Raw genomic sequence first — 19,943 nt, 5'->3', positions numbered from 1 at the left:
CAGCCTGAGTGCCGCGGCGGCGCATGGTAGCATACGCCGCCGCGGTGTTTAGAGCCCGCGATTTGACCTCGGTATTTTCCCGGAGAGCCCTGTGCTAAGTCCTCAACAACTCGAAACTCTGGCGTCCCTGGTGGATCAAAAAGGCCTGCGTACTGATGAGGAGTCCTGCCTCCAATACGGCAGGGATTGGACGCGGGTGCATAGTCCTAATCCGGCCGCCGTCGTTTTGCCATCATCCATAGAACAGGTTCAGGCCGTGGTGCGCTGGGCCTGCGCGGAAAACGTCGCCTTGGTGCCCTCGGGTGGTCGAAGTGGTTTATCAGCAGGAGCGGTGGCCGCCAATGGAGAAGTCGTTGTAGCGCTGGATCGCATGAATGAGTTGAGCGACTTTGATGCCACGGATCGGACGGTTCGCTGTGGAGGAGGAGTTGTGACTGCGCAGCTTCAGGAGTTCGCCGAAAGCCAGGGATTATTTTATCCGGTGGATTTCGCTTCCAGTGGCTCCAGCCAAATCGGTGGCAACGTCGCAACAAATGCCGGGGGTATCAAGGTTATTCGCTATGGCATGACCCGCGATTGGGTGGCAGGGTTAAAAGTGGTGACTGGCACCGGCGAGCTTCTAGATCTGAATCGCGGCCTGGTAAAAAACAACGCCGGCTACGATTTCAGGCATCTTATGATTGGCTCTGAAGGAACCTTGGGCATTATTGTTGAGGCCACTATGCGCCTGGAGGCGCAGCCGGCCGAGCGCGCTGTTATGGTGCTGGGCACCCCGGACATGGCGTCCATCATGCAGGTACTGCGTAGCTTTCGGGATCGGGTCCGTTTAGAGGCTTTTGAGTTCTTCTCGGAAGAAGCACTGGCTAAAGTTATTGAGCACCAAGGTCTGGCGCGACCCTTTGCGACTGCGAGTCATTACTACGCGCTGTTGGAGTTTGAGAAGATAGATGAGCGTGCCGAAGCCGCAGCCATGGAGTGCTTTGAGCACTGCGTGGAAGAGGGCTGGGTGGAAGATGGCGTCATGAGCCAGAGTCTTGCCCAGGCCAGCGCGCTGTGGCGCTTGCGCGAGGACATTTCTGAAACCATCTCGCGATGGACGCCCTATAAAAACGATATTTCGACCATAGTTTCGCGCGTACCTTCGTTACTTAAAGAGGTCGAGGAGCTGGTAGGCGCTAACTACCCAGATTTTGAAATCATTTGGTTTGGGCATATCGGTGACGGCAACGTACATCTTAATATTCTCAAGCCCGATGCTATGCCCATGGAAGAGTTTCAAGCGCGCTGCGGGTCTGTAAGCCAGGGCGTGTTCGAGTCTGTGGCTCGCCATGGCGGGAGCATTTCGGCGGAGCACGGCGTGGGCTTACTGAAAAAGCCCTATTTAGCCTACAGCCGGTCTGAGGCAGAGATTGCGCTCATGGCGCAACTCAAACGCGTGTTTGACCCGGCGGGAATTATGAATCCAGGAAAGATTTTGGACGCTTGATATCGCGCACCCCATCGGCAGTGCCCAGAAGCAGTCGATCGGCCGGGCGCAAAGCAAACAGACCGTTACAGACAACCCCGACAATCCCGTTTATCTTGGCTTCAGTGGCAAGCGGCTGGGGAATGGGGAAGTTATAGACGTCGAGAATCACGTTGCCGTTGTCAGTGACCACATCCTCTCGAAGGACCGGGTCGCCGCCGAGTTTTACGATTTCTCGGGCAACGTGGCTTCTCGCCATGGGAATGACCTCTACCGGTAAGGGGAACTCTCCCAGAACCTTCACCCATTTGCTGCCATCGGCGATGCAGATAAATTCCTTGGCTACTGCCGCGACAATCTTCTCTCGAGTGAGCGCCGCACCACCGCCTTTGATCAGCTCCAGCGCCTCGTTACATTCGTCGGCGCCATCGATATACACAGCCACCTGGTTCACAGTGTTGAGGTCATACACCGGGATGTTGTGACTTTTGAGTCGCTCGGCGCTAGCTTGCGAGCTGGCTACCGCGCCATCAAAAAGGTGGGCCACATCGGCCAGCAGATCGATGAACATATTGGCGGTAGAGCCGGTTCCAATGCCCAATATGGTGTTGGATTCGAGCTGCGGCGCAATGATGTCGAGCGCTGCCTGCGCAACGCTCAGTTTGAGGCTGTCCTGATCCATTAGTTTCTCGCGGTGAGCCTGAGTTCGCTCAAGTGTACCCGTGCAGACGCAGAGCTGGGAGTCTGTGCGGGGAAACTTTTGCCGACTTGTTGCAAGAGTTCCAAAAACGCTGGCTGCAAGCTGCCTGCCGCTGCTTTACTATGGGTGTTTTACCAGTTGACCCTGCCATGCCTGAGTCCTACATCAAGCGGATTCTCGACGCGCGCGTCTATGACGTGGCGCGGGAGACTCCTGTGGATCAAGCCATGCTGTTGTCCAAGCGATTTGGCAACAGTATCTGGTTGAAGCGTGAAGATCTGCAGCCCGTCTTTTCTTTTAAGCTTCGTGGTGCCTACAACAAAATGTCGCGCCTGAGCGAGGCGCAGCGAGCGCGGGGTGTCATTGCCGCCTCTGCGGGTAATCATGCCCAGGGCCTGGCCATGGCGGCTCAGCGCATGGGGGTTTCGGCCACTATTGTGATGCCCAGAACGACACCGAGCATCAAAGTTGATGCGGTGCGAAGTCGGGGTGCCCACGTGGTTTTGCACGGCGACAATTTTGACGAGGCGTCAATCCATGCTCAGACGCTAGTGAAAGAAAAAGATCTTACCTACGTACATCCCTTTGATGATCCCGATGTCATCGCTGGGCAGGGCACCGTAGGGATGGAGATTGTTCGACAGCATCAGGAGCCTCTGGATGCGGTGTTTGTTCCCGTGGGCGGTGGTGGTCTGCTGGCGGGCATGGCGGCCTACATTCGTTACGTGTGGCCAAACACCAAAATCATCGGCGTAGAGCCCGAAGATGCGGCCTGCCTGAAAGCGGCCCTTGAGAAGGGGCGCCGGGTGACTTTGCCAGAGGTCGGTCTGTTCGCGGATGGCTGTGCGGTCGCTCAGGTTGGTAAAGAAACTTTTCGAATCATTCGCGAGACGGTTGATGAAGTAATTACCGCCAGTACCGATGAGATGTGTGCGGCGATTAAGGATATTTTTGAGGATACCCGCGGTATTGCTGAGCCTGCCGGGGCGCTGGCTTTGGCGGGACTCAAGAAGTATGTGGAGCGAGAAGGTGTTCAAGGGCAGCAGCTATTGGCTGTGCTCAGCGGCGCGAATACCAATTTTGATCGACTTCGATACATCTCTGAACAGACCGAGATTGGGGAGAAGCGCGAGGCGGTGATCAGTGTCACGATCCCGGAACAGGCCGGGGCTTTTCGCAAGTTTTGCAGCAGTCTGGGGCGCCGCAATATCACCGAGTTCAACTACCGTTACAGCAGTGATCGGGACGCACGGATATTTGTCGGTCTGTCCGTGGAGCCCGGCGGCGATGATTTGCGCACGCTATTGGCCCAACTTGCTGACAAGGGTTACGAGAGCGAGGATCTAACAGACAACGAAATGGCCAAGCTCCACGTGCGTTACATGGTAGGTGGAGTTGCGCCCGACAGTGTTGCCTCCGAGCGCGTGTATCGCGTGGAGTTTCCCGAGCGACCGGGTGCGTTGTTAAAGTTTTTGTCGGGGCTGGGACAGCGCTGGAACATTTCGCTTTTTCACTATCGTAACCACGGCGCTGCTTACGGAAGAATTTTGGTGGGAATGCAGGTGGGCCCAAAAGAGCGCTCAGAGGCGCGCGCCTGTTTGGATGCCATTGGCTATCGCTATTGGGATGAAACAGACAATGCAGCCTATCGCTTGTACCTTGGTCGCCCCGAAGCCGGGCGCTAATAAGCTCGGCTCGTCTAAGCAGACGGCTTGCCCCTGCACGTATTCCATGCCATATTTGTGACTTAGTAACAAAAAAGAGATCGTGGCTCAAAGTTTGCTGCATGCGAATCGCAGTTTATCGCCCGGTCGGCATAGAATTTATTGACAGGATATTGTGTGAAACAGCGCCCCGACATGTTGTTCGTCTTAACCGCCCTCTTTGGCTTGGGCGTGGTGGTTACTCTACTGCTGCCTATGTCGGCCAACTCCACGGTGGCAGCTCCCGCATCACCGTTGCAGGCGGGGCTCGTCGGAAGTCGCTAGCTAGCGCCACCGCCAAATCGTTTAATTCCGCTTTCCGTAAGTACGCCGTGTAACGGCTGATCCCAGGATTCTTGTAGCAGGTCCAGAGAGTCGTCTTGCTGGCAATCGTAAGCCAGGCCAAAACGTAGCGCGGTTTCGCAGTTGTTGCTCGCTAAAAACCGATCGTAATAACCGCCGCCCATTCCCAGGCGAAATCCACTGGCTGACCATCCCACGGTCGGCAGCAGCAATAACTCCAGCGTGCCCGGTGCAACCGGTTTCCCCTGAGGCTCGCCGATGCCATAGCGATTCGGTTGGAGGGCGTCGCTCACATGCCAGGGACAAAATTGTATGCCCGACGAACTGATCACCGGAAGATAGAGGTGTTTGCCCGCCTCCCATGCAGCCTTGGCGATTGCCGATGGGTCGAGCTCACCGTCATTGCTCAGATAGAGCGCGATGTGTTGTGCCTGCCAGAGCGGATCACGGACTAAATGTTGTGCAGCTTTCAGTGAGGCTGCTTGAGCGTAATCGTTATCGAGACATCGACGTTGCTCTCTTAGACGCTGACGCCGGACATTGCGTGACAGGTCCTCAGTACTCACGGCGCGAGACCATTGTCAGTGGGGCTGAATGGGGAGTGGGGCTATGGATGCGAGAAGACATTGATGTTGTGAGAAGACATTGATTATGTAGCTAAATCGCGGACATACGCGGACATAAAAGTCGGTACCCGGAGCACCGCTGACGGTACGGCCCTTGAACCCGATGGTTCAAGGTGGTGGCTTCCGTGACGTATTAGGCTTCCCGGTCATGCCGGACTTGCACACCAACGCCAACGGTCACCCCCGGTTAACGCTTATCGGCTCGAGGACAGAGTGTCTGGCAAATGCACCAGGGACCGAGAACAAGTATAACGTATCTGAACGAGGCTTAACGGCGAGCCTCAGGCTTTGTTCAGCCTATTTCGAGCTGGCGTAGTTGGTGCAGGGCCTCATCCAGCTTTGCATTCAGGCTGGATAAGCCTGCCGGATCAGCTACTTCACCGCTTTTTTCTGCAGTTGCATTGGCTTTGCCGCTGTCTTTTGCATTGCCGGTCGAGACTCCGTTGCGGGTTTGCAGCAGTTCATGGCTGATGTTTAAAGCTGCCATGACCGCAATACGCTCGAGCCCGATAACCTTGCCCGTGGAGCGGATTGCACGCATTTGCTCATCGAGATGGCGTGCAGATAGCAAAAGCTCTGCTTGCTGGTCCGGGGGGCAGGCGACCTGATATTCCTTTTCCAGGATGGTGACGGAAAAAGTGCTGGCATTGGCGCTCATGATGCTGCCTCCATACTGCGCAGGCGTTGCAAGGTGGCTTCCACGCGCGCTCGGGCCAGATCATTCTTGGCAATGAGGTCCCGGCGTTCCTGCTGGAACCCCAGGTTCTCCCGTTTCAGGGCCTGATTTTCGAGGTTAAGCTGGGCGCACAGATCTATTAATTGGTCGATCTTGCCTTCCAGAACTTTTAAAACATCATCGGACATGCAGACATAACTTGCGTGACGCGGAGGGTTGTCGGCACTATAGGGTTCGTATTCAGGCAGGTCAACGGCGCGAACGCGCTCTGGAAATCACATTGTCTATCTTAGACCCACATCCCGCTGACTCGATCTCGGCGTTTTTTGACGAACTTGCTAACGGACTCCTCGAGCAAGGCGAAATGTTGTCGCCCGCTGAATTGCATGGCTGCCTCTGTGGACTTCTCGGCGGAGGTTTCCGCGGCGGTGAAGCGGCATTGTTGGCAGAGCTGGAGCAAACCCTTGATATTTCTCTACACGGTTCTTTGGCAGACGGTGTTGCCAGCTTGCGTCACACAGCCATCGAAAGCCTCGGCGAGGGCTCTTTTGACTTTCAGCCCTTGCTTCCCGAAGACGAGTTGGAGTTGTCCCAGAGAATTGAGGCAATGGCGCAATGGTGTCGGGGATTTCTCAGCGGTTATGCCCAGGCTCGAGTTAAGTCCGAAGGCCAGGGCGAGGCAGTCTTACCCGATAGCGCCGAGGCTTTGCGCGACTTCGCGGCCATCGCACAAGCTGCCGTGGATGATGAAGACGAGGAGGACAGCAACGCCGCCGAGGATGCTTACTACGAACTGCTGGAATATCTGCGTGTGGCCGCTATGAACGTGATGTTGGACGCCGGTGTTGGCGGTGATGAGCCCGCCCCTTTGAGCAATGACTGAAGCCCAGTCGCTGTCCGAGCTCGAGCTTCCAGGTCGCGTCGCTAATATTCCTCGCGGCGATTTTCGCCGCCGTCGACATAAGCTGCTGGGGATGCTCGAGCAAAACAGTATCGCTATCGTCACGGCGGGCGCACTGGCTACACGCAGCCGGGATACGGAATTTCCCTTTCGTCAGGACAGCGACTTTCACTATCTCACCGGATTTCCCGAGCCTGATGCTGTCGCGGTGTTTCTCCCGGGGAGGGAGTACGGCGAGTATGTTCTTTTTTGCCATGAGAAAGACGCGCAAGAAGAGCTTTGGAATGGTGAACGAGTAGGCGCGGACGCGGCCTGTGAGCGCTATGGCGCCGACGACGCGTTTCCACTGAGTGATATTGACGACATTCTTGTGGGACTGATCGAGGGTCGCGACCGGGTGTACTACTCCATGGGTCGCAGCCGAGAGTTTGATACCCGGGTTATGGCCTGGGTTAACAGTATTCGCAGTAAAGTTGCTGCGGGGGCTGCTCCGCCGGGTGAATTTACGGATCTGGATCATCTGTTGCACGAGCAGCGGCTGTTCAAGTCAGCGGCCGAAGTGCGTCAGATGCGCCAGGCGGCAGCGATAACCGTGCAGGCGCATCGTCGTGCCATGCGTCAGTGCCGTCCAGGTATGTATGAGTACCAGCTGGAAGCGGAACTATTGCATGAGTTTGCGCGTCACGGCGCTCGCCACGCGGCCTATCCCAGTATCGTGGCTGGCGGCGCCAACGCTTGCACGATGCACTACATCGGCAATCACCAGCGCTTGAAGCGAGGTGATCTTGTGCTCATCGATGCGGGCTGTGAGTACCGTGGTTACGCAGCGGATATCACCCGTACCTTTCCCGTGAGCGGGCATTTCAGCAAAAGGCAGCGAGCGCTATATGAGCTGACCCTGGCGGCGCAGCAAGCGGCCTTTGATGCTTTGGCGCCTGGGCGAGACTGGAACGCCGCGCATTGCGCTACTGTTGATGTGATTACCAGCGGACTTGTGGATCTTGGTTTGCTGCGAGGCAACGTAAGCCGGCTTATTAAAGAAGGCGCGTATCAGGATTTTTATATGCATCGAGTGGGTCACTGGTTGGGTCTGGATGTACACGACGTAGGTGACTATCGTCCCGGGGGGCAGTGGCGACAGTTGGAGCCGGGTATGGCCCTCACTGTGGAGCCGGGAATCTATGTATCGCCGGATAATCTCAATGTTCCTGCCGCCTGGCGGGGTATTGGTGTTCGCATTGAGGACGACGTGATCATTACCGAGCATGGCTACGAGCTGCTCAGTGACGGCTTGCCACGAACCAGCGAAGAAGTAGAGGAGTGGATGCAGTGAGTGTCCAGGCCCCGCATATTCTTATTGCCGGAGGCGGTATGGTGGGCCTGAGCCTGGCATTGCTGCTGCATGAGCAACTACCCGATTCTGCACGTATTACTCTGGTCGAAGGTCGTGCCTTGCCCGCGCCAGGAGACGTTCAGGCGGGCTACCATCCGTCTTTTGATGCGCGCTCCACTGCGCTGAGTTACAGCACGGCAACCTTGTATCGGGAACTCGGGCTATGGAGCTCTCTGCTGCCCGGGCTGGCTCCCATTGATCAGATTCACGTGTCGCGACGCGGGCGCTTTGGAAGCAGCCTGCTTTCAAGCGCTGAGCAGGGCTGGGATGCATTGGGTTGGGTAGTCGAGAACCCTTGTTTGGGACGAACACTGCTTGCGGCTGCACATGACTGTTCGCGCCTGACCCTGCGTTGCCCCGACCGGGTCACCGATGCCAAGCCACAGGGGCTTGGTATGCGAGTCATTCTGGATCAAGAAGAGATCGACGCAGACGTGCTGGTGATCGCCGATGGCGCAGAGTCGACCCTCCGCGAGAAGCTGGGGTTCCTCACCCAGCGTAAAACCTACGGTCAAAGCGCGCTCATCGCTAATTTGGCCTTTGAGAAAGATCATGGCGGCGTTGCCTACGAGCGTTTTACCGCCACCGGCCCTTTAGCTCTACTTCCACTGCCACCTTCGCAGCAGGCTCCTCATCGCATGGCTCTGGTTTGGACGCTGGCGCCGGCAGAGGCTGCCGCTTTGGAGATTGCCGAGCTGGAGGTTTTTTCTCGGACGCTGATTGATGCTTTTGGTTATCGATTGGGTCGCGTTTTGCGAGTGGGGGAGCGTCATAGCTACCCTCTGACTCTCACCGAAGCCGTAGAACAGGTAAGACGCGGCTGTGTGGTTCTTGGTAACGCAGCACATGCACTGCATCCGGTTGCGGGCCAGGGTTTTAATCTGGCTTTGCGTGACGCGGCGGCGCTCAGTCGCACGTTTGCAGAAGCTGTGCACAAGGACACCGGGGTTGGCGATACCGCAGTGCTGGCAGCTTATGCGCAGGACCGCCAGCGTGATCAGGCCCAAACCATCGCAGCCAGTGACGGCTTGCCTGCGCTGTTTATGGTGACAGACCCCGTGCTGTCTCTGGGTAGAGATCTTGCACTGTCTGGAATGGATATGTTCCCGCTGCTGCGCCGGGAGTTTGTACAGCAAGCCGCGGGCATGGCAGCGCTGGAGTCAGGACATGGGTGAGGCAAATTACGACAAGGTGGATATTGCGATTGTTGGTGGGGGTATTGCCGGGCTCGCCGCGGCCGCTGCCCTGGCAGGTTCCGGGTGCTCCGTCGTGGTGCTTGAGGCCCGAGAGTTACCCCAGTCAACGGTGCTACCGGGTGATTCGCCCGAGGATTACGATGCCCGGGTCAGTGCGCTGACGCCTCGATCGATAGACTTTTTGGAGCAGTTGGATGTATGGCCGGTTATCGAAGCCACCCGCTGCTGTGCTTATCAGCATATGACCGTTTGGGATGCCGAAGGTACGGGACGCATCGAGTTTGACGCACAGGAAGTGTCTGCGGAATCTTTGGGGACTATTGTTGAGAACCGTCTGGTCACTGCCGCGCTGGCGCAAAAGGTCCAGGCTCTTGGCGATGTTCGTGTTTTAGCGCCTGCGCGTTTGTCTGATCTGAGTCTGGATGAGCACGGAGCGTTGTTAAAGCTTGAGGACGGAGGGCGTATTCACGCTCAGCTACTCATCGCTGCCGACGGAGCACTGTCACCCACCCGTGAATTGTTGGGCATGCGCACTCGCGAATGGGAATACGGGCATCGGGCCATCGTAACAACCGTGGCATTTGAGAATCCCCATCAGCACACAGCGTGGCAGCGTTTTTTGCAGACCGGACCTCTTGCCTTGCTGCCTCTGGATAGTGCCGATGATCGCTTGTGCTCGATTGTCTGGTCCATCGAAGAGCATTTGGCCGACGAGCTTTTAGCCATGGATGACCCGGACTTTGCCAAAGCGCTTGGTGAGGCGAGTGAATATACCCTTGGAAAAGTAACAGCCTGTGCGCCGCGCAAGGCTTTTCCCTTGCGTCAGCGTCATGCGGTGGACTATGTGCTTCCCGGGGTTGCCCTAGTCGGGGACGCGGCGCACACGATCCACCCCCTTGCGGGGCAGGGTATTAATCTGGGTCTTGCGGATGTACAGGTGTTGGCAGAGGAGCTCAATACGGCATTTGCCCGCGGCCTGGGGCCCGGTCGTATGGATGTGTTGAGTCGGTATCAGCGCCGCCGCAAAGGAGACAACCTTGCCATGATGGCTGCTATGGACGGTTTCAAGCGGTTGTTTGAGCAAGACGCGCCGCCGCTTCGTTGGTTGCGTAACACCGGTATGCGAACTGTGGCAGGACTGCCGATGGTGAAGCGGCGTATTATTCGTCAGGCTATGGGTGTAGGTTAAGTATCGTTGGCGTATTCGCGTTGAGTTTTCATGGTCTGCAGCTAGAATAGTCGGCTAAACGCAGGGTTTTTTCTTTTCAGGGGTAAATCAATGAGTCAGGTTCTTCCAGAGTTGCGGTTTGCCCGCAGTCACGAGTGGGCGCGGGTGGAAGATGATGGCACCGTTACGGTAGGCATCAGTGATCATGCTCAGGAAGCATTGGGCGACGTGGTATTTGTTGAGCTGCCTGATGAAGGCGCTGATCTTGCTGCCGGGGATGAAGCCGGTGTGGTGGAGTCTGTAAAAGCCGCTTCCGATATCTACGCTCCCATCAGCGGTACCGTGGTTGCGGTCAACAGCGCCCTGGAAGACGCGCCGGAAACCGTCAATGGCGATCCTTACCATGATGGCTGGTTTTTCCGATTACAGCCCAAAGACAGTGACGAGGTGGAAAGCCTGCTCATGGACGCAGAGGCCTATCAGGCACATTGCGCCGAAGACGAGTAGCCGGACACTTTACAGCTGTTCTAGGCGATTCGGCCCCGCTATACTCGAGCTGCTCGCGCATCTCCATCGGCACTGGAGCATCAAACAGCCCGCTCGACGGACGCTCGAGCAAAACGGCGCCGAACCGCCACGCGTCGTCAGGCTATGTGCGGTCTGCCTCGCTGACTTAAACGCTCAGTATCAAGCTCTCAGACTGATTTGCGGCCAGCCACGTTCGCGACCGTGCCGTGCCAGCGTGGGGTCCGGATCTACCAAAATTGGGTTGTCGACGATTTCCAGCAATGGCAGGTCGTTGTGGGAGTCGCTGTAGAACCAGGCGCCCTCAAGGCTTTCCTTTTCACAGGCAAGCCATTCCCTCAGACGTCGAACCTTACCCTCGCGGTAGGTGAGGGTGCCCGTGGGACTGCCGGTAATCATGCCGTCCTTTATTTCGACAATGCAGCCGAGCAGTTCGTGGATGCCCAGCAGCGTTGCGATGGGTTTTGTCACGAACTCATTGGTGGCGGTGATAATCAGTAATCGATCGCCTTGATCCCGATGTTTCTGGATAAGTTCTGTCGCCGCAGGCAGCAAAATAGGCCTGATACAGTCGCGGATGAACTTGTCCTGGAGCGTCGAAAGGTCCCGGGGAGTGCGTCCCGCCAGTGGCGCGAGGGCAAAGCTCAGGTAGGCCTGGATGTCGAGCTCGCCACGCTGGTAGTCAGCGTAAAAGCTTTCGTTAGCCGCCCGAAAACTCCTTTGATCTACTAATCCTTCGGTGCAGAGAAATTCCCCCCAAAGATGGTCGCTATCACCGGCGATTAATGTGTTGTCGAGGTCAAAAATAGCCAGCGTCATGGATAGTCCCAAGTGAGATTAGAGGGGCAGGAATAGAGGTGCCTGGAGCAAGGGTAACGAGCCGTCAAATGTGTGGCAATTCTCAGTACCGCTTATTTGTGGAACAATCGACAACCAGTTGTCACGTTGGACACAGTATTCATGATCGATGCGCAGGGCTTTCGGCCCAATGTTGGTATCGTCATCACCAATGATGACGGACGCCTTCTGTGGGCGCGTCGCGTGGGTGGCCGCAACGCTTGGCAGTTTCCCCAAGGCGGCATCAACGATGGTGAAAAACCCGAAGAAGCCCTGTATCGCGAACTTGAAGAAGAGGTCGGCCTGGCCCCGGATGCAGTCGAGGTTTTAGGGAGCACCAGAGGCTGGTTGCGCTATCGCCTGCCAAAACAGTATCAGCGTAAAGGCCAGCAGCCGCTGTGCATCGGGCAGAAGCAAAAGTGGTATTTGCTGCGAATGCTGGCTCCCGATGACGCGGTAAGCCTGTCTCATAACGTAAAGCCCGAGTTCGATCATTGGGAGTGGGTCTCCTACTGGTATCCCCTCAATGAGGTGGTGTACTTCAAGCGGGAGGTCTATCGCCGCGCCCTTAAAGAGCTGGCGGTTCCGCTCCACGGTGGCTTGCCGGCTTGTAAGCGGGGCAGCTGAATATGCTTTCGGTCCTTCGCAATATCGTACTTGAGGTCAATGCGGCTGAGTCTCTTGATGAAGTACTCGGCATTATTGTGTCTCGCGTGCGCATGGCCATGGGTACAGAGGTCTGCAGTGTCTACATTCGCGACAGAAACGAGACCCGCTATGTATTTCGTGCTACCGAGGGGCTGAACGCAGATCAGGTGGGTCATTTATCGCTAGCCCCGGGCGAAGGTCTGGTGGGTCTTGTGGCCGAGCGCGAGGAGCCGGTGAACCTGGAGGACGCCGAGCTACACCCAAACTTCCAATTGCTACCGAATATCGGCGAAGAGTCTTTCCACGCGTTTCTGGGCGTGCCCATCATTCACCAGCGCGATGTACTGGGCGTTTTGGTTGTACAGCAGGCCCGTCGTCGGCGTTTTGATGAATCAGAAGAAGCGTTTCTGGTGACCATGTCCGCCCAGCTTGCCGGCGTTATTGCCCATGCTCGGGTTACTGGCGAGGTGCCCGACGAGAGCAGTCCTGAGCGTGCCAGCGCCTATGCCCGCATCAGCGGAGTGCCCGGCGCTCCGGGTATCGCTATCGGAACAGCGGTGGTGGTGTCGCCAGTGGCAGACTTGTACGCCGTCCCCCGGCAGTTGAGTGACGATCGCCGGGGGGAGTTGCGGGCTTTCAAGCGTGCGCTCTCGCAGGTGCGTATCGACATTGAATCTGTCGCCGAGAACTTGCGGGACAAGTTGAGTCCCGAAGACCTCGCTTTGTTTGATGTGTACATCGGCATTCTTGATGACTCAAGAATCGGTGGTGAAGTTGCATCTTTGATTAAGTCAGGCCTGTGGGCTCAAGGTGCATTGGCACAGGTGATGATTGAGCACATCCGTCACTTCGAAGCTATGGAGCATAGCTATCTGCGCGAGCGTGCCGTGGATGTGAAGGACCTTGGGGAGCGAGTGCTGGGCTACCTTCAGGCCGATCAACGGGATAATCAGGTATTCCCCGAAAAAACGATCCTTGTCAGTGAAGAGCTAACCGCTTCCTTGCTGGGAGAGATACCCAGAGATCGTCTGGTGGGACTTATCTCGGTACGTGGATCCAGCAACTCGCATGTGGCTATTTTGGCTCGTGCTATGGGCATCCCTACGGTGATGGGTGCCGTAGACCTGCCCTATAAGCGTCTTCGGGATATGTCCGTGGTCATTGATGGCTACAACGGCAATGTTCACCTCAACCCTACCAAGGCTGTCATTCGCCGTTTTCAGGAAATCGCGGATCAGGACGCCGAGCTCAACAAAGGCCTGGAGAGTCTTCGGGACTTACCCTGCATTACCCTTGATGATCAGAGGCTTACGCTCTGGGTGAATACCGGATTGATGGCGGATGTCGCGCGATCCCTGGATCGCGGCGCTGAGGGTGTAGGTCTGTATCGCACCGAAGTGCCCTTTTTGATGCGCGAGCGCTTCCCCTCGGAAGAGGAGCAGCGACAGATTTATCGCGAGCAGCTCGAGGCGTTTGCGCCGCGCCCGGTCACCATGCGGACCTTGGATGTGGGTGGTGACAAGGCGCTGCCTTACTTCCCCATCGAAGAAGCCAATCCGTTTCTTGGTTGGAGGGGCATTCGCGTAACACTGGATCATCCGGAGATTTTGCTAGCCCAGGTGCGAGCGATGCTCAAGGCCAACGAGGGCCTGGGTAATTTGCGCATCATGCTGCCTATGATCAGCAACATACCCGAGTTGGAAGAAGCGCTGGAGCTGATTTATCGCTGTCAAAGGGAGCTCGAAGAAGAGGGCCTGGAGATGCCACTGCCACCCATTGGTGTCATGGTCGAAGTACCCTCAGCTATTTATCAGGCCCGAGCACTGGCGCGTCGAGTGGACTTTCTGTCTGTGGGAAGTAACGACTTAACGCAGTATTTGTTGGCGGTGGATCGTAACAATGCCCGAGTATCGGATTTGTATCACGCCTTTCATCCGGCTTTGCTGGACGCCTTAATCCAGGTGGCCGATGGCGCTCATGCCGAAGGAAAGCAGGTGAGTATCTGCGGCGAGTTGGCGGGCAATCCCATGGCAGCAGTGCTGTTGTTGGCTATGGGTTACAACATGCTGTCTATGAACGTCACCAGCTTGCCCAGAGTTAAGCACGCTATTCGTTCTATTACGGCGAGCGAGGCGAAGATTCTCCTTGGCGAGGTTCGACAAATGGAAAGCGGGCAGGCGGTAGAAGAGCGCCTCAGCACATTTTTCCATGAGCGAGACCTTCAGCAGATGATGCCTGCGCCCATAGACTAGCCCCGGTTTAACGTGCGCAGCTCAAACGCGTCGTTACCCATGAGTTCACCCCGCGGATTAAACCGCTGCTCCTGAAATTCCAGGAGGCCATTGGCGAGCTGCCGTAGTGTTGTGCAGCAACGCGTGCCGTAGCGCTCGGTGACGATAAATTGCGCGGAGAGCTGTCGCGCCATTTCGCCGGACAGCTTGTGCTCACCCAGTGCTCGGGTGTCGGCAAGACTGCGGTCGCTCAGGCAGTCACGCAACTCATCATGGCTAGGTGTTTCGCCCGTCTGAAGTTTGCGCTGCAGTTGTCCCCTGGCCCGCTTCACTTTTGGCCAAGGTACGTCTAATGCGGCGTTGCTCAGGCCGTAGATCCCCGGTGGCAAGGCTTGAGGGGCGACTTTTTCTGCGGAGCTGCCGTGCAGATACCACAGACTATCCCTGTCACCGACCAGAAGATTGAAACCTTGATAGTCCTGAATGCGGCCTGCGATTTTTGCCAGATAGTCCTTGGGAGATTCCTTGCCAGCAAGGAAATTATGCGTGAGTTCGCCACGAGAACGGGGTGCGCTGCTGTCACCGACGGCCGGGTCGCGAATATTGGTTATGGCGGCCACGCGACCACTGCGGCTGACTCCCAGCCAGGTTCCCCCGGCTTGAAGGTCTCGTCCGGCGAGGATTTGCGGACTGTCACGCCAGTATGCGGCGGCGGATGCAGGACGCTCATGGAATTCATCGCGGTTGGCCGCCATTAGCAGCGGTGCTGCCGGGTGCTGTTGCCAGGCAAAAACTATCAGACACATGGATCAATCACTCAGTTGGTTTGTACATAACCGGGCGCTGCCCGATAATGCTGGCCTTGCGCGGCGCTGCTGGCAGCGCTGCAAATGTAAGTACACAATGCCCTGGGTACCTGACATGGTACCTCGCCCTGACTTCCCAAAAGCGCGCACAACATGCTGACCTACCCTGAAATCGATCCCGTTGCCATTGCCCTGGGCCCAGTGCAGATCCATTGGTATGGGTTGACCTACCTTGCGGGCCTCGCGTTTGCCTGGGGCCTGGCTGCCCGGCGCAGCACACGGGCTGATTCGCCCCTGGGACGACAACAGGTGGATGATCTGCTGTTTTATGCAGCGCTGGGCGTGGTGCTTGGTGGGCGCATGGGCTACGCCATTTTCTATGGTGGTGAGCGTTTGGCCGAGGATCCGACCTGGTTGCTCCGGGTTTGGGAGGGCGGCATGTCCTTTCATGGCGGCATGCTTGGAGTCATTGCCGCGACTTACTGGTACGCGCGGAGCCAAAAAATTCCCTTCGCCCCTTTGTTGGATTTTGTAGCGCCGCTGGCTCCGCTGGGGCTAGCCCTGGGGCGATTGGGCAACTTTATCGGGCAGGAACTCTGGGGCCGCGCAGCGGATGTGCCGTGGGCGATGGTGTTCCCAAGAGATCCCCTGCAGATTGCCCGCCACCCCTCACAGCTGTATCAGTTTGCCCTTGAAGGGTTGCTCCTGTTTGCCATCCTGTTTTGGTTCAGCAGCCGGACGCGGCCTACTTGGGCGGTTTCTGGTGCATTTGCCGTTGGCTACGGCGTGTTGCGCTTTGCGGCGGAGTTTTTTCGCGAGCCCGACGCACATCTTGGGATTCAGGCCTTCGGCTGGATGACCAGAGGTCAGATACTTTGCGTGCCCATGATTCTTTTGGGACTTTATATGCTCTGGTATGCCTATGGGCGCACCGGCGAGCATTCATCGAAACACTGAGGGAGCAGACATGCGGCAATATCAGGATTTGCTGAGAGATATTCTTGATAACGGCGTGCGTAAGGAGGATCGAACCGGGACCGGCACTTTGTCGGTCTTCGGCCGGCAGTTCCGACACGACCTCGCTGACGGGTTTCCCTTACTGACTACCAAAAAGCTACATTTACGCAGCATTGTTAATGAACTGATCTGGTTTCTTAACGGCGATACCAACGTCGCCTGGCTGCAGGAGCACGGGGTCAGCATCTGGAACGAGTGGGCTACCGACACGGGTGACCTGGGACCGGTCTACGGCAAGCAATGGCGGGCCTGGCCGACTAAGGACGGTGGAGAAATCAACCAGATAGAGTATGTTCTCGATTGTTTGAAGCATCGACCCGATAGCCGGCGGATTCTCTTCCATGCCTGGAACGTCGAGTACCTCCCGGATGAGTCACTCAGTCCTCAGGAGAATGCTGCGGCCGGGCGAATGGCCCTGCCGCCTTGCCACCTGCTCTATCAGTTTTATGTCGCGAACGGGCGTCTTTCAGCGCAGCTGTACATACGTTCCAGTGACACCTTTCTGGGTTTGCCTTTTAACACCGCTAGTCTTGCTGTGCTGGTAATGATGCTGGCCCAGCAGACCGGGCTGGAGCCGGGCGAAATCATCATCAGTACCGGCGACTCGCATTTGTATCTAAACCACATGGAACAAGTGCAGGAGCAATTGTCCCGAGAGCCACGGTCACTCCCAAAACTCGCGCTGCTGCGCAAGCCCGAGAGTATTTACGACTATCGTTTTGAAGACTTTGAGCTCAGCGGCTATGACCCGCACCCGCATATTCCTGCTCCGGTGGCCGTGTGAGTGAGTTTCCCATTGCCCTGATTGTTGCGGTGGCAGATAACGATGTCATTGGCCGCGATAACGCTCTCCCCTGGAAACTCCCCGCGGATCTTGCCCATTTCAAGCGCACAACCATGGGAAAACCAATCCTCATGGGTAGGCTTACCTACGAATCTATTGGCAGGCCGCTTCCCGGGCGCACAAATATTTTGATCAGTCGTGATCCGGCTTACTCCGCTGAAGGTGTGCGTTGTGTGCAAAGTCTTGAAGAGGCGGTAGAGCTGGCAAAAGACATTGCGCACATCGATGGCAGCAGTGAACTCATGATTATTGGTGGGGCGCAGATTTACGCACTGGCGCTACCTATGGCGAGTCGAATTTATTTAACGCGGGTGCACATTGAGCCCCCGGGCGACGCGTTTCTCCACGGTATTGATTGGAAGGACTGGCAGGAGGTGGCGCGTCAGGAAAATCCTGCTCAGGACGCGGCTCCTGCTCACACGTTTCTTGAATACACGCGACGGACCCACTAGCATCGGTAAATCACCCAGAAAGCGTTACCTAGAGGGCGACCAGTGTTACCTAACTACTCATAATGCCTCGCAGCTGAAAATCGCAACATCAGTTGTTTGAAATGAGGCATTTTATCTGCTTATATCTGTCGCCCGGTCTACGACTAATATCAGTTGGTCCAAGTCCGACATTTGGTCTCAACTGCAATCAAAAAGAACAGTTCACATTTCTCTCGACACAGGAAGCACAATTCCCATGACTAGCTATCGACTGAAGAATGTGCTGCTTGTCGCTGTAGCGTCACTGTCCGCCCTCGTGGGTCTGGCAGCGTCGGCTCAGACAAGCACACTCGACAACATACTCGAGGTCAGTGCCCAGAAAACACAGGCAGCCCGCGAGTCCCAGGCGAAGGTAGATCGTCTTGCAGACGAAACCCGCAATCTGCTCGACGACTACAAAACAGTCATGAAGCAAATTGACGGTCTGCGCGTCTACAACGCACGTCTGCAACGTCAGATTGATAACCAGGTGCGTCGCATCGCGGACATCGACGAATCCATTGACCAGGTAACGATCATTCAGCGTCAAATGACGCCGCTGGTGATCCGCATGATCGACGGATTGGAGCAGTTCGTTGAGATGGATGTGCCCTTCAACCTTGAAGAGCGCCGTCAGCGTATCGAGTTCCTCAAAACCAACGTCGATCGCTCTGATCTGACCGTTGCCGAGAAATTCCGACAGGTGTTGGAGGCTTACAACATCGAGCTTCAGTACGGTCGAGGCTTTGAAACTTACAGTGACACCATCGACCTGGGCACCGGCCCGCGTGATGTGGACTTCCTGCGAATCGGTCGAATCGCTCTGGTTTACCAGACATCTGATGGTTTGGAAGCTGGCGCCTGGAACAACGCTACCCGCAGCTGGGAGCCCCTGGCATCGGGTGATTACTCTGCGGCCATCCGCAAGGGCGTTCGTATCGCTAAGAAGACAGCCACTATCGAACTCCTCAACATGCCCATCGCTGCACCGGAGGCGCAATAATGAAATCGCTTAACAATATGGTTTCCGCTCTGGTACTGGGCGGTTTGGTTGCGATGAGCTCTTCAGCCTTCGCACAGGACGATGCAGCGCCTGCCGCTCCCGAGCCTGATCTGCGCGCCGAAGCTGCCGCAAACATGGGCCAGCTGCTTGAATTCGTAAAGCAAGGTCAGGTGACGGACGCGAAAGAGAATCGCGCCCGGGAGCAACGCTTTGCCAACGCCAAAGCTGATCAGGCCAAGATGCTGTCTGACGCTGAAGCTGAGCGTACTCGCGAAGAGCGTCGCTCTGCGCAGCTGGAAGATACTTTCGAAGCCAACGAGTTGCTGGTCGCTGACAAGCAAGAGCAGCTGCGTGAGCGTCTTGGTGCCCTGACCGAGTTGTTCGGCCACCTGACTGCTGCTTCTGGTGACCTCAAGTCCAACCTCGACGTGTCACTGGTGTCTTCACAGTATCCCGATCGCGGCCTGTTTTTGCAGGACCTCATCGACAAGATGAGCACTTCTGATCGCCTGCCGAGCATCGAAGAGATCGAGCGTGTGTGGTACGAAATGCTGCGTGAAATCACCGAGACCGGCAAGGTCGTATCGTTTACTACCGAAGTGGCAACAGCGTCGGGCGAACGTGCTCAGCGTGATGTTGTTCGTGTCGGTGCCTTCAACGTGATCGATACCGAGGGTAACTACCTCGCCTATGACAACAACAGCCTGGCTGTTCTGCCTCGTCAGCCTTCTGGTAACTACACTGGTTGGGCCAACGAATTGGCAAATGCTTCCGGTGGCTTGCATCAGTTTGGTATCGACCCCACTGGTCCTACAGGCGGTTCCTTCCTCGCGGCAATCATTGATAGCCCGAACCTGGAAGAGCGCTGGCATCAGGGTGGCTATGTTGGCTACGCGATCACCGCAGTTGGTGCGTTCGCCTTTATCCTCGCGATCTTCCGAGTACTGGTTCTGACTGGCGTCAGCGCCAAGGTCAGCAAGCAGCTTAAGTCTGACAAGGCCATGGACAACAACCCACTGGGTCGCGTCCTGAAGGTCCACGAGGACAACCCAAGCATGGATCTGGAGACTCTCGAGTTGAAGATGTCCGAGGCTGTGATGCGCGAGACACCGAAGCTCGAGTCGGGCTTAACGCTCCTCAAGATTATCGCTGCGGTAGCGCCTCTGATGGGTCTGCTGGGTACGGTGACGGGTATGATCGTGACCTTCCAGGCCATCACCATCTTTGGTGCCGGCGATCCGAAGGCAATGGCCGGTGGTATCTCTGGCGCATTGATCACCACGGTTCTCGGTCTGCTGGTAGCTATCCCGACAGTTCTGCTTCACACACTGGTTAATGGTCGCGCTCAGCGCATCATCCACGTGCTGAACGAGCAGGCGACAGGCATCGTTGCTACGCACTCCGAAGCCAGCTCCAAGTAAGCGGGAGGCT

Annotated in this window: 21 protein-coding genes and 1 other RNA gene; 15 read left to right on the top strand and 7 right to left on the bottom strand. The window is 56.6% G+C overall.

The genetic code is table 11. The features are described 5' to 3' along the window. Nucleotides 1-91 precede the first annotated feature (91 nt). On the top strand, nt 92-1,486 hold the full coding sequence (locus R0135_RS11280) for an FAD-binding oxidoreductase (protein WP_407346953.1): 1,395 nt from the start codon (nt 92-94) through the stop codon (nt 1,484-1,486). Here the strand turns inward: R0135_RS11280 and rpiA are convergent. Further along, nucleotides 1,455-2,147, bottom strand: coding sequence for a ribose-5-phosphate isomerase RpiA (rpiA, locus tag R0135_RS11275; RefSeq protein ID WP_407346952.1), 693 nt, complete (start codon nt 2,145-2,147; stop codon nt 1,455-1,457). The genes R0135_RS11280 and rpiA overlap by 32 nt on opposite strands. 167 nt (nt 2,148-2,314) lie before the next feature. On the opposite strand from rpiA, the gene ilvA reads away from it, so the two are divergent. Together ilvA and R0135_RS11265 are read left to right on the top strand one after the other, a co-directional pair. Further along, on the top strand, nt 2,315-3,850 hold the full coding sequence (gene ilvA / locus R0135_RS11270) for a threonine ammonia-lyase, biosynthetic (protein ID WP_407349911.1): 1,536 nt from the start codon (nt 2,315-2,317) through the stop codon (nt 3,848-3,850). A gap of 156 nt (nt 3,851-4,006) precedes the next feature. Then, a complete protein-coding gene (locus R0135_RS11265; protein ID WP_407346951.1) occupies nt 4,007-4,153 on the top strand; it encodes a hypothetical protein in 147 nt (48 codons plus the stop codon). On the opposite strand, the gene R0135_RS11260 is transcribed toward R0135_RS11265, so the two are convergent. The 4 genes from R0135_RS11260 to zapB form a co-directional block, all read right to left on the bottom strand. Continuing rightward, the gene (locus tag R0135_RS11260) at nt 4,150-4,737 is read right to left on the bottom strand and encodes a 5-formyltetrahydrofolate cyclo-ligase (protein ID WP_407346950.1); all 588 of its coding nucleotides are present in this window, start codon (nt 4,735-4,737) and stop codon (nt 4,150-4,152) included. The genes R0135_RS11265 and R0135_RS11260 overlap by 4 nt on opposite strands. Nucleotides 4,738-4,858: 121 nt before the next feature. Then, nucleotides 4,859-5,036: non-coding RNA, 6S RNA (gene ssrS / locus R0135_RS11255), on the bottom strand. A gap of 53 nt (nt 5,037-5,089) precedes the next feature. After that, complete coding sequence (locus tag R0135_RS11250) at nt 5,090-5,455, bottom strand: cell division protein ZapA (protein WP_407346949.1); 366 nt, start codon at nt 5,453-5,455, stop codon at nt 5,090-5,092. After that, nucleotides 5,452-5,661 (bottom strand): cell division protein ZapB, encoded by a 210-nt coding sequence (gene zapB / locus R0135_RS11245; protein ID WP_407346948.1) that lies wholly within the window; start codon nt 5,659-5,661, stop codon nt 5,452-5,454. The genes R0135_RS11250 and zapB overlap by 4 nt, the downstream gene beginning before the upstream one ends. Nucleotides 5,662-5,753: 92 nt before the next feature. Between zapB and R0135_RS11240 the strand changes: the two genes are divergently transcribed. The 5 genes from R0135_RS11240 (at nt 5,754) to gcvH (ending at nt 10,638) form a co-directional block, all read left to right on the top strand. Further along, nucleotides 5,754-6,356 (top strand): UPF0149 family protein, encoded by a 603-nt coding sequence (locus R0135_RS11240; RefSeq protein WP_407346946.1) that lies wholly within the window; start codon nt 5,754-5,756, stop codon nt 6,354-6,356. Further along, nucleotides 6,349-7,707, top strand: coding sequence for a Xaa-Pro aminopeptidase (gene pepP, locus R0135_RS11235; protein WP_407346945.1), 1,359 nt, complete (start codon nt 6,349-6,351; stop codon nt 7,705-7,707). The genes R0135_RS11240 and pepP overlap by 8 nt, the downstream gene beginning before the upstream one ends. Continuing rightward, nucleotides 7,704-8,942 (top strand): 2-octaprenyl-6-methoxyphenyl hydroxylase, encoded by a 1,239-nt coding sequence (ubiH, locus tag R0135_RS11230; RefSeq protein ID WP_407346944.1) that lies wholly within the window; start codon nt 7,704-7,706, stop codon nt 8,940-8,942. Before pepP ends, ubiH begins: the two co-directional genes overlap by 4 nt. After that, nucleotides 8,935-10,152 carry a UbiH/UbiF/VisC/COQ6 family ubiquinone biosynthesis hydroxylase gene (locus R0135_RS11225; protein ID WP_407346943.1) on the top strand — a complete coding sequence of 406 codons (1,218 nt, stop codon included), beginning with the start codon at nt 8,935-8,937 and terminating at the stop codon, nt 10,150-10,152. The genes ubiH and R0135_RS11225 overlap by 8 nt, the downstream gene beginning before the upstream one ends. A 90-nt stretch (nt 10,153-10,242) precedes the next feature. Further along, on the top strand, nt 10,243-10,638 hold the full coding sequence (gene gcvH, locus R0135_RS11220) for a glycine cleavage system protein GcvH (protein WP_407346942.1): 396 nt from the start codon (nt 10,243-10,245) through the stop codon (nt 10,636-10,638). A gap of 180 nt (nt 10,639-10,818) precedes the next feature. Here the strand turns inward: gcvH and R0135_RS11215 are convergent, their stop codons facing one another. Further along, a complete protein-coding gene (locus R0135_RS11215) occupies nt 10,819-11,475 on the bottom strand; it encodes an HAD family hydrolase (RefSeq protein ID WP_407346941.1) in 657 nt (218 codons plus the stop codon). A gap of 141 nt (nt 11,476-11,616) precedes the next feature. Here R0135_RS11215 and R0135_RS11210 point away from each other — a divergent pair, with 141 nt between their 5' ends. Both R0135_RS11210 and ptsP read left to right on the top strand, forming a co-directional pair. After that, nucleotides 11,617-12,120, top strand: a complete 504-nt coding sequence (locus R0135_RS11210) for an RNA pyrophosphohydrolase (RefSeq protein WP_407349910.1) — start codon at nt 11,617-11,619, stop codon at nt 12,118-12,120. Nucleotides 12,121-12,122: 2 nt separating this feature from the next. After that, the gene (gene ptsP, locus R0135_RS11205; protein WP_407346940.1) at nt 12,123-14,393 is read left to right on the top strand and encodes a phosphoenolpyruvate--protein phosphotransferase; all 2,271 of its coding nucleotides are present in this window, start codon (nt 12,123-12,125) and stop codon (nt 14,391-14,393) included. On the opposite strand, the gene R0135_RS11200 is transcribed toward ptsP, so the two are convergent. Then, entirely contained in the window at nt 14,390-15,178 is a 789-nt protein-coding gene (locus R0135_RS11200) for an NRDE family protein (protein WP_407346939.1), read from the bottom strand. The genes ptsP and R0135_RS11200 overlap by 4 nt on opposite strands. A 153-nt stretch (nt 15,179-15,331) precedes the next feature. Here R0135_RS11200 and lgt point away from each other — a divergent pair, with 153 nt between their 5' ends. The 5 genes from lgt to R0135_RS11175 all read left to right on the top strand — a co-directional run bounded on the left by lgt (nt 15,332) and on the right by R0135_RS11175 (nt 19,933). After that, nucleotides 15,332-16,135 (top strand): prolipoprotein diacylglyceryl transferase, encoded by an 804-nt coding sequence (gene lgt / locus R0135_RS11195; RefSeq protein WP_407346938.1) that lies wholly within the window; start codon nt 15,332-15,334, stop codon nt 16,133-16,135. 10 nt (nt 16,136-16,145) lie between these two features. Beyond that, on the top strand, nt 16,146-16,979 hold the full coding sequence (locus R0135_RS11190; RefSeq protein ID WP_407346936.1) for a thymidylate synthase: 834 nt from the start codon (nt 16,146-16,148) through the stop codon (nt 16,977-16,979). Further along, entirely contained in the window at nt 16,976-17,491 is a 516-nt protein-coding gene (locus tag R0135_RS11185; RefSeq protein ID WP_407346935.1) for a dihydrofolate reductase, read from the top strand. The genes R0135_RS11190 and R0135_RS11185 overlap by 4 nt, the downstream gene beginning before the upstream one ends. 235 nt (nt 17,492-17,726) lie before the next feature. Beyond that, nucleotides 17,727-18,512, top strand: coding sequence for a DUF3450 domain-containing protein (locus R0135_RS11180; RefSeq protein ID WP_407346934.1), 786 nt, complete (start codon nt 17,727-17,729; stop codon nt 18,510-18,512). Continuing rightward, nucleotides 18,512-19,933, top strand: a complete 1,422-nt coding sequence (locus R0135_RS11175) for a MotA/TolQ/ExbB proton channel family protein (RefSeq protein ID WP_407346933.1) — start codon at nt 18,512-18,514, stop codon at nt 19,931-19,933. The genes R0135_RS11180 and R0135_RS11175 overlap by 1 nt, the downstream gene beginning before the upstream one ends. Nucleotides 19,934-19,943 lie beyond the last annotated feature (10 nt).

It is taken from the genome of Congregibacter variabilis (assembly GCF_045689235.1).
Classification (GTDB): Bacteria; Pseudomonadota; Gammaproteobacteria; order Pseudomonadales; family Halieaceae; genus Congregibacter; species Congregibacter variabilis.
This window is presented reverse-complemented; position numbering and strand designations above follow the sequence as displayed.